General features: G+C 65.1%; 10 protein-coding genes. 9 read left to right on the top strand and 1 reads right to left on the bottom strand.

The genetic code is table 11. From position 1 onward, the window contains the following. The first annotated feature begins 51 nt into the window (after nt 1-51). The 7 genes from ACWEQG_RS38905 to ACWEQG_RS38875 all read left to right on the top strand — a co-directional run bounded on the left by ACWEQG_RS38905 (nt 52) and on the right by ACWEQG_RS38875 (nt 6,308). The gene (locus ACWEQG_RS38905; RefSeq protein ID WP_452292655.1) at nt 52-468 is read left to right on the top strand and encodes a hypothetical protein; all 417 of its coding nucleotides are present in this window, start codon (nt 52-54) and stop codon (nt 466-468) included. Between the two features lie 2 nt (nt 469-470). Beyond that, the gene (locus ACWEQG_RS38900) at nt 471-686 is read left to right on the top strand and encodes a hypothetical protein (RefSeq protein ID WP_452292653.1); all 216 of its coding nucleotides are present in this window, start codon (nt 471-473) and stop codon (nt 684-686) included. Nucleotides 687-762: 76 nt separating this feature from the next. Next, nucleotides 763-2,211 carry a hypothetical protein gene (locus tag ACWEQG_RS38895; RefSeq protein WP_452292652.1) on the top strand — a complete coding sequence of 483 codons (1,449 nt, stop codon included), beginning with the start codon at nt 763-765 and terminating at the stop codon, nt 2,209-2,211. Between the two features lie 144 nt (nt 2,212-2,355). Beyond that, nucleotides 2,356-3,606, top strand: coding sequence for a rolling circle replication-associated protein (locus ACWEQG_RS38890; RefSeq protein WP_452292650.1), 1,251 nt, complete (start codon nt 2,356-2,358; stop codon nt 3,604-3,606). Nucleotides 3,607-4,051: 445 nt separating this feature from the next. Next, nucleotides 4,052-4,651 carry an AAA family ATPase gene (locus tag ACWEQG_RS38885; RefSeq protein ID WP_452292649.1) on the top strand — a complete coding sequence of 200 codons (600 nt, stop codon included), beginning with the start codon at nt 4,052-4,054 and terminating at the stop codon, nt 4,649-4,651. Next, nucleotides 4,648-5,085, top strand: a complete 438-nt coding sequence (locus ACWEQG_RS38880; protein WP_452292648.1) for a hypothetical protein — start codon at nt 4,648-4,650, stop codon at nt 5,083-5,085. The genes ACWEQG_RS38885 and ACWEQG_RS38880 overlap by 4 nt, the downstream gene beginning before the upstream one ends. A 386-nt stretch (nt 5,086-5,471) precedes the next feature. Beyond that, nucleotides 5,472-6,308, top strand: coding sequence for a hypothetical protein (locus ACWEQG_RS38875; RefSeq protein WP_452292646.1), 837 nt, complete (start codon nt 5,472-5,474; stop codon nt 6,306-6,308). A 36-nt stretch (nt 6,309-6,344) separates the two neighbouring features. On the opposite strand, the gene ACWEQG_RS38870 is transcribed toward ACWEQG_RS38875, so the two are convergent. Beyond that, nucleotides 6,345-7,010, bottom strand: coding sequence for a GntR family transcriptional regulator (locus ACWEQG_RS38870; protein WP_452292644.1), 666 nt, complete (start codon nt 7,008-7,010; stop codon nt 6,345-6,347). Between the two features lie 139 nt (nt 7,011-7,149). Here ACWEQG_RS38870 and ACWEQG_RS38865 point away from each other — a divergent pair, with 139 nt between their 5' ends. Then, nucleotides 7,150-7,539 (top strand): hypothetical protein, encoded by a 390-nt coding sequence (locus ACWEQG_RS38865; RefSeq protein WP_452292642.1) that lies wholly within the window; start codon nt 7,150-7,152, stop codon nt 7,537-7,539. 79 nt (nt 7,540-7,618) lie between these two features. Next, the gene (locus ACWEQG_RS38860) at nt 7,619-7,750 is read left to right on the top strand and encodes a hypothetical protein (RefSeq protein WP_452292640.1); all 132 of its coding nucleotides are present in this window, start codon (nt 7,619-7,621) and stop codon (nt 7,748-7,750) included. Nucleotides 7,751-8,048: the final 298 nt, after the last annotated feature.

Raw genomic sequence — 8,048 nt, 5'->3', positions numbered from 1 at the left:
GTGGCGCGGTCAGCAGCTCCCCGATCAACCACAAGCACTGAGGAGGAGACGGTGGCGACTCCCACCACCAAGACCGGGCCCCGGCCCATCCGGCCGGTCCAGGGCTCCAACTTCGAGCCCAAGCGGGTTCGCAAGGCCAAGCGCAAGGCCCTGCTTCGGGGCACGGTCGGTAACTTCACGGCCGACGTGCGGTCGGAGTTCGAGGACCGGGCCGAGTTCTATAAGAACCTTCGCATGATCAAGCTCCGGCGTAAGCACGTGGCCCGGGAGATGCGCTCGTTGGCCGACATGGTTAAGGGCCTGCTCGGCGAGGTCCAGCGGGTCGAGCACCGTGAGCCGGACTTCTCGGCGCCGTCCCTGCACGAGGCTCACGACCTGGTCAAGGCCGCCGTCACGTCCGTGAGCGTCGCGGCCGACGAGTTCGCGATGTTCGCCCGTAACCGCGTCTACTACGTCAAGGAGCTGTGATCATGAGTTCCTTCGGTGCGCGTATCGACGAGATCGACGTCCAGGTGGAGCGCGTGGCCCGCCTGGTCGAGTCGAGCCAGAGGATCGACCGGGAGATGGCCGCCGGTCTCGGGTGCTCCGAGCCGATGGCCAGCATCCAGGGCCACATCGATCGGGCGTCGGCCTCGTGTGAGGTCCTTCTCCGCGACCTGCGGAAGTTCAAGGCCGGACGTAAGTAAGCCGTTCAGCGGGGGAGCCGCCCGCACCTGCCTGCCGTGGGTGGCTCCCCCTTCGCATGCCCGAAAGGAGGCGACCATGCTCAACTTCTTGTTCTCGGCAGTCGGCAAGATGCTCGTCTGGCTGACCAAGCAGCTCGCCCGGCTCATCGCCTGGCTCGTCGTCCAAGCCGTGCTGCACCCGCGTAGCACCACGGCGGCAGGGACTGCGGCCGCGAGCGTCGTCTACCTCGGGTGGCAGCTCTGCCTGACGATCGCCGGGGCCGCGTTCGTCTCGCTATCGACCTGGAAGGCCGCCCACCCTGGCTCGTTCGGCAAGACGGTAGCGACGTGGACGCGAACTTGGTGGCACCGCTGGTGGATCTACCGCCGTCAGTGGGCGATGGTGTTCACCCGCTGCGAGCTGACCGTCCAGGCCGGGACCGAGGTCTTCTTTCCAAAGCTCAAGGGCGTGCGCTCTACCCCCTGGTGGGACCACCTGACGGTAGAGCTGCCGATCGGGCAGTCTCCCAAGCGCTACGAGAACGAGGAGACCGCCGACGCGCTGCGCCTGGCCTTCAAGGGCGAGCGCCTGGTGCTCAAGCGCCTCCAGCCGCGGCTGGTCGAGCTCGCGCTGATGCGCCGTGACCCACTGCTCACCGTGGTGCCGGCCACCCCGATCCCCGCTTCGGTGGAGGCGATCGACTGGCATCGCGTCCCGGTCGGGATCGATGAGTTCGGCCAGCCCTACACCGTCTCGCTGCTGGGCGGTCACACCGCGATTGCGGGTTCCACCGGCGGCGGAAAGGCTGGCCTCGGCTGGAACATTCTGCGCGCCGTCGCCCCGGCGATCGTCGCCGGACTGGTGCGCCCGGTCGGCATCGACCCCAAGCTCATGGAGCTGTCCCAAGGGCGGGCGATCTTCGCACCGGGTGACTACATCGGCCTGGGCACCGCTGAGACTGAGAATGAGCTGGCGAAGGCGACGCTGGAATTCCTGCAGCAGCTCGTGGAGGACATGCTCGCGGCCAAGAAGGCGGCGGCCGGGGCAGGGTTGCGTGACTTCCGTCCGACCAAGGATAGGCCGCTCACGCTCATTGTGATCGATGAGCTGGCGCCGCTGCTGAGCATCTGGCCTCGCAGCATTCGCGACAAGATCGAGGACGCGCTACGGCTGTTGCTCACGCAGGGCCGCGCGGTCGGTTTCATCGTCGTCGGCGCCATTCAGGAGCCCACCAAGGATGTGTTCGGGCTGCGGGACCTGTTCACCCGCCGTCTGGCGCTGCGCCTGCCTACCGAGAGCTACACAGAGGCCGCGCTGGTAGAGAACGCCGTCGACTACGGCGCGGCCTGCCATCAGATCAGCGAGACCACGCCCGGCGTGCTGTTCAGCCTCCAGGACGGCGCACGCTCCACCGTCCGCGCTCGGCTCGGCTACGTCCAGGCCGATGACATCGCCGAACTCGTGACCTACGTCGAGACCGCGACCAAGGTCGTTGACCTGGACACCTGGGGCTCGAAGCCTGGGAAGATCAACGTTGCCGCCTGAGCGCACGGCGCGTTGCCGTGACGTACGGGACCTGAGTGGTCCAAGGTGGCTGGTTAAAGACCACAAAAAAGTGAGGGGCCGGTGCGGCAAACACCGGGCCCCTCATGTGGTCCGCCTCTCCTCTACAGAAGCGGGACCAACGTCGTGAACAGCGTAGCTCACGCTGGGGCTATCAGGGAGGCCCCCCCAGCGCCGCCCGGCGTGTCGGAACTTTGGGCGCCGCGCTTTCCTTCCCCCGAAGGGCTCGACCTCGCCGTCAAGCTGTTCAACGCTCGCCCGGCTTGGCAAGGCGAGGAAGGCCCCCGGCCCCGGATCGTCATCGCTGCCGGCGCTTTCGCCATCGAGGCCCCCGACCTCGCCCGCCGTGAACGCCGCTACGAACGAGCCGAGAAAGCCCGCCAGGTCGACGTCGACCAGGCCGCCGCGTACCTCGCCCGCGGTGAAGATGTCCCCGAGCGCATCCCGTCCCGCGAGATCACCGGATGGTCCCGGAAGTCCCGGGCGAACATGGTCCGCGCGCTGTGCGAACTCGACTACCGGCCTATGCTCGACGACCCGGCCCGGCTCCCGGCGATGGTCACACTCACTTACCCCGGAGACTGGCTCACCGTCGCCCCGGACGGCAAGACCGCTAAGGGCCACCTCAAGGCCCTACGCAAGCGCTACGAACGCGCCTGGGACGAACCCCTGCAAGCCGTCTGGAAGCTTGAGTTTCAACGTCGTGGTGCGCCTCACTTCCATCTGCTCCTGGTTCCGCCGCACGGCACTGCCCGCGTTCCCTCCGGCCGGGCTCGCGTCGACTCCCGGGTGGGCGCCGGTCTCCCCTTCCGGCAATGGCTGTCGGAGGTCTGGGCCAACATCGTCGACCACCCGGACCCCGAGGAGAAGCGCCGGCATCGCCTCGCCGGGACCGGCGTCGACTACGCCGAAGGTCTCAAGGCGTACGACCCCAAGCGGGTCGCGGTCTACTTCACCAAGCACGGGTCCTTTCAGGCCAAGGAGTATCAGCACTGCGTCCCTGACGAGTGGACCGCGCCCGGGCAGGGACCCGGCCGGTTCTGGGGCTACTGGGGCCTGGAGCGCCGTACAGCCGCCGTGGAAGTCGAGCCCGAGCACGCCGTCCAGGCCGCGCGTATCGCTCGCCGCTGGGCCAGAGCGCAGGGCACTACACGACAGGTCACAGTCGCTCGAACCCGGGGAGGCCAGGCTCACCCGAAAGAGGTCGTCGTCGGCCTGGCCGGTGCTCAGTTGCTCGGTTACCGTCGCCCGCCCCGATCTCGACGAGTCCGCCGACGAGTCCGCCGTTTCGGCAACGGTCGCGGCTTCATCTCGGTCAACAACGGACAGACCTTCGCCGTGCAGCTCGCCCGCGCCCTCGACATCCTTACTAAGTAAGGTCGGATGTAGGCCGGGCAGTGCCGACCGGGACCGGCCGGAGAGCCGCACGCCCGGTCGAGCAACTGCCCGGCCTATACCTTACAAAGTAAAGTGATCTCCGTTGCCGTCATGCCGTTCTGCCGTTCTGCCGTCTTGCCGTAGTGACTTCATGCCGTAATGCCGTTTTGACGGCAAACCGTCATGACGGTAGGACGGTGCAACGGCGTGACGGCGTGACGGCATGGATAGTACGGAAGCGCCTCTTTGGTGGGGGTTTGAGTCCGAAGAATGCCGTTACACCGTTTTGCCGTACTGCCTCCATGACGGTTTGCCGTCAAAACGGCACTACGGCATGCCGTTAGGCCGTTCCACCGTTTTGCCGTCATACCGTTCTTACGTTAGAACGGCATGCCGTATTGACGGTGAGACGGTATGACGGTAGTCTTTGAGTTAGGAGGTGAACGTGATCATCACAGTCGGCAACATCAAAGGTGGCGTAGCCAAGACGACTACGTCGGCATATCTCGCGCTCGGTCTGGCTGAGCTTGGTAAATCTGTCCTGCTCATCGATGCTGACCCGGAACAGCAGTCCGCCTCAGCCTGGGCGGAAGCGGCTGGAGACGACTGGCCGGAGACCTGCGCCGTCGTCGAGATCGCTACAAGGGATCTAGGTAAGAGGATCATGCAGCTCGCCAAGAGCTACGACCATGTCGTGATCGACACCTCGCCGAAGAACCCTCTTCTTCTGCGGCAGGCTCTGTCTGTAAGTGATCAACTCGTGATCCCCTCGGCACCTTCCCCGATGGAGCTGCGAGAGATCGCGGCAACGGTGGACGTTGCAGAGGAGGTCGGAGCGACAAACGATCACCTTGATTACTCGGTACTCCTCGTCAAAGTCCGTACCGGCACGAGGGCGGCCGTCGAGGCTCCGAAGGTCCTAGAGGAGCTGGGCTTCCCGGTGCTAACTGCGTCGGTACGGCTCACGGAAGACGTGTCACTGGCCTTCGGCACTGTGCCGACCTTGGGCGACTACAAAGCGGTAATCGAGGAATTGACGGTATGACGGCGACACGGCAGAACGGTACGACGGTGCTAGACGCGACAAAGGAGGCGTCGGCAGTGCCAGCAAAGCAGAGAGCAGGAGCGCGGGCAGCGTTCGAGCGGGCCGGACTTGCTAAGCCTGAAGAGGGAGCAGAGGCTCCGAAGCCGTCCCGTCGACGAGCGACGAGAAGCGCCGGCAAAGAGGCGGCAGCCCCCGCGACCGAGACGAAGCCTCAGGAAGTGGCGGCAGAGGAGCCCGAGCCGCCCAAGAGCAAGTTCACCGTCCTTCTCGACGGAGACGAAGCGACGGCGTTCGACAGCCTGGCCTTGGTGCTGCGGAAGAGGCTGGGTCGAGTAGTCAAGAAGTCCGATCTGGTGCGCGCATTGATCGCGCTGGCCTCCGACGATCAAACGCTGACCGCTCAGCTAGAGGCCGAGCTGCGCCAAAGGAAGTAGGCGCCCGACCCACTCTCCCCCCGCCCCCGCTAGCTGACCAAGGATCGCGACTGTCGGCCAGGTTCTGTCAACTCAGGCTCACGTGTTCCAGACTCCCGGTGACCTTCCGCCGTAACTGGTTGCCCTACCTGCACAGCCTGAGTTGACAGGTTCTGGACGCCGCGAATCCTCGGGCAGCGGGGGCGGGGGGAGAGCCTGGCACCTTCCACGCTCACTGGCTCCAGTCGCCCGCCACAACCAACCACCTCCGGCGGGGCCGGGGCCGGCGGTGGGGTGGGGCCCCTCTGGGGTGCCCGGCCGCCGGCCCCGAGCCCCCGCGGCTGACCCGGGCTTGTTATATGCGCCAAAACGGGCCGCACATCAAGCAGGCAGGCCAGAATCGGCGTGTGGGTGAACTGGTGCTGACGGCGGAACGGCGTGAGGAGCTGGCCGCGCTCCTCGATGACGTGCGGAGACTTGATGTCGAGTATCCGAAGGTGGCGGAGTACGTCGATACGGCGCTGAAGCTGACGGGGACTGGTGACCCCAGAGTCGACGGAGCCTTTGATCTGAGGCTCGTTCACTACATGACGGGGGGGAAGGCCGGAAGCGGTAACCCGTACTGGGAGATCGTCGCACCGGCGGTCTTCGAGCATGAGGGGCGCCGTCTGGTCAACGGAGGGCGTTCGGAAGGAAGTGCCCGGCTGGCCTTCGCTCAGATCGTCTTGCAGTCCGCCTATGCCTACGCGGTGCCTTCTCCGGAGACGATCGCATGGATGGGTGAGTTCTGCGCCAACTCACCGGTCATTGAGCTGGGAGCGGGCCGGGGCTACTGGGCGGCCCAGTTGTCGAATGCCGGATTGCTGGTCGACGCGTACGACTCAGACCCTCCGGACAAGGCGGAAAACGCGTCTTTCCCGAGAGCTTCCGGGCAAGCGGATGTGTGGCACTCCGTTGGAGACCTCGATGGGTTCAACGCTCGGATTCGTGATGGATCGGGCGGCGTACTGTTTCTCTGCTGGCCGCCTGGTTGGGGAGTCACCATGGCGTCGGATGCACTTGCCTCGTTTGAAGAGGCCGGGGGCGAGCGTCTTGTCTTCGTCGGCCAGGAGCAAGGCGGTCAGACTGGTGATGACGCCTTCTTCGAGGCGCTGTCGACTCGCTGGAAGCTTGAGTCAGTAGCTCCTGATCATGTCTCGTGGTGGACCTCAGTAGACGTGGCGCAAGGTTGGGTCCGGAGCTAGGGCCCGGGGTCGGGGTGCGAAAGAGCACCCCGACCCTTACTTAAGCCTCATGCGAAATACGTACTCGTCGTACCGATCGCGGGGGTACGAGACATCAGACACCATGATTGTTCGCCTGTCGGCAGTCAGGAACTGCTGATGAACTGTCTTGACAAGATCGCCCGGGGCGGTACGTAGCCAGGTGGCGTGACTCGGGGTTGGCAGTCGATCAGCAAGGGTCTCGTCAAGGTACATCGCGTCCGATATGTCGGCTACGTCCAAAGGCTGGTAGGTGTCTGAGATCGAAATAGGTCGGCCGTCTTCGGTCGCCCGGGTGACTGTATAGATCACCTCGTGGTCCGCCGGTATGCCGAAGATCTCTGCTAGCTCGTCGCCTGCTCGTACCTGTTCGATGTCCCGTTCGATTCGGATTTCGCGGTCCGACTCGTTCCCGAATGTGGCTTCCGGCCCCTCCATCTGACGTTCCGGGGAGACGCGAACGAGGTTCGGGCGGTCGCTTACGAAGTTGCCTCGGCGTCGTACGGATCGGACAAGACCCTGGCTTTGAAGTAGCTCGATGGCCTTCCTGACGACGATGTCAGACACGTTGCTCTGTCGAGCAATCTCTGAGTAGCTCGGCAGCTGGGTGCCGGGTGGAAGTTCCCCTGTACGGATTCGCCGTGCGTAGTGGCCGGCAATCCGGACGTAAGCCGGGTCTGTCACTGATCGTCCCCCCTCCTTATGGCTGTTACCTGCGGTTTCACCCTATCGTATACGTAGGGCTTGTGCGTATACGTAGTTACGTATACGATGAATCCAACAGCCAGGGCCCGAGTGCCCACCAAGTAGGGGAGGAACCCCGATGTTCACGAACTTCAAGATCGACCAGGCGGCCACTTTCCAGGGGATCGCCTTCTTGGCGTGCCAGCCCAAGACCGCCTTCCGGAGCGTCACGCAGGAGACCACCAAGGACGGTGTGCCGAAGTGGGAGGTCCAGGTGGTGGCCATGTTCCGGACCAGTTTCGGTCAGGTTCAGAACGAGGTCCTGAAGATCGGCGTGGCCTCCCCGAAGGACCCCGGGCAGGGCCTCATGCCCTACACCCCGGTTCAGCTCGTCGACTTCGAGGTCGGCGTGATGGAGAAGACGCGCAAGAACCCGGAGACCGGTGAGGAGAAGGTCGTGGGCCTTCAGGTCTGGTACCGGGCCGCTGAGGTTCGCGCGATTGCTGCCACCGGCAAGGCGGCGGCGTAGTCCCCCCCGTTGATCCGGGGCGCGCCCCATCCGCCAAGACAAAACGCGCCCCGGGTCCTCACGAAGAGGAAGTTCCAGCATGGCACAGATCCGCATCTACACCCCCAAGCCCCGCAACATCGGTGAGCCGCAGAGCGTGCGGGACGCGTACGACGCCCAGCTCGCCGAGGAGAGGCAGCAGCGCGAGGCGGCGCAGGAGTCGGGCCAGTGACCGCCCGCGACGTCCAGGGGTACGCGCAGGACTTGATCGCGTACAACGAGGCGCGCAAGAGCGAGAGCCAGAGTCAGCAGAAGCCCTCAACGTCGTCGGCCGTACCGACCTCGACGAGCAAGGGGTCGGGCCGGTGAGCGGCAAGAACGAGTGGCCCAAGGGGGCCAACGACGTCCCGACGAAGCCCGTCTACACCTGTTCGTGTGGCGCGGTCAGCAGCTCCCCGATCAACCACAAGCACTGAGGAGGAGACGGTGGCGACTCCCACCACCAAGACCGGGCCCCGGCCCATCCGGCC

This window comes from Microbispora sp. NPDC004025, from assembly GCF_053604425.1.
This window is presented reverse-complemented; position numbering and strand designations above follow the sequence as displayed.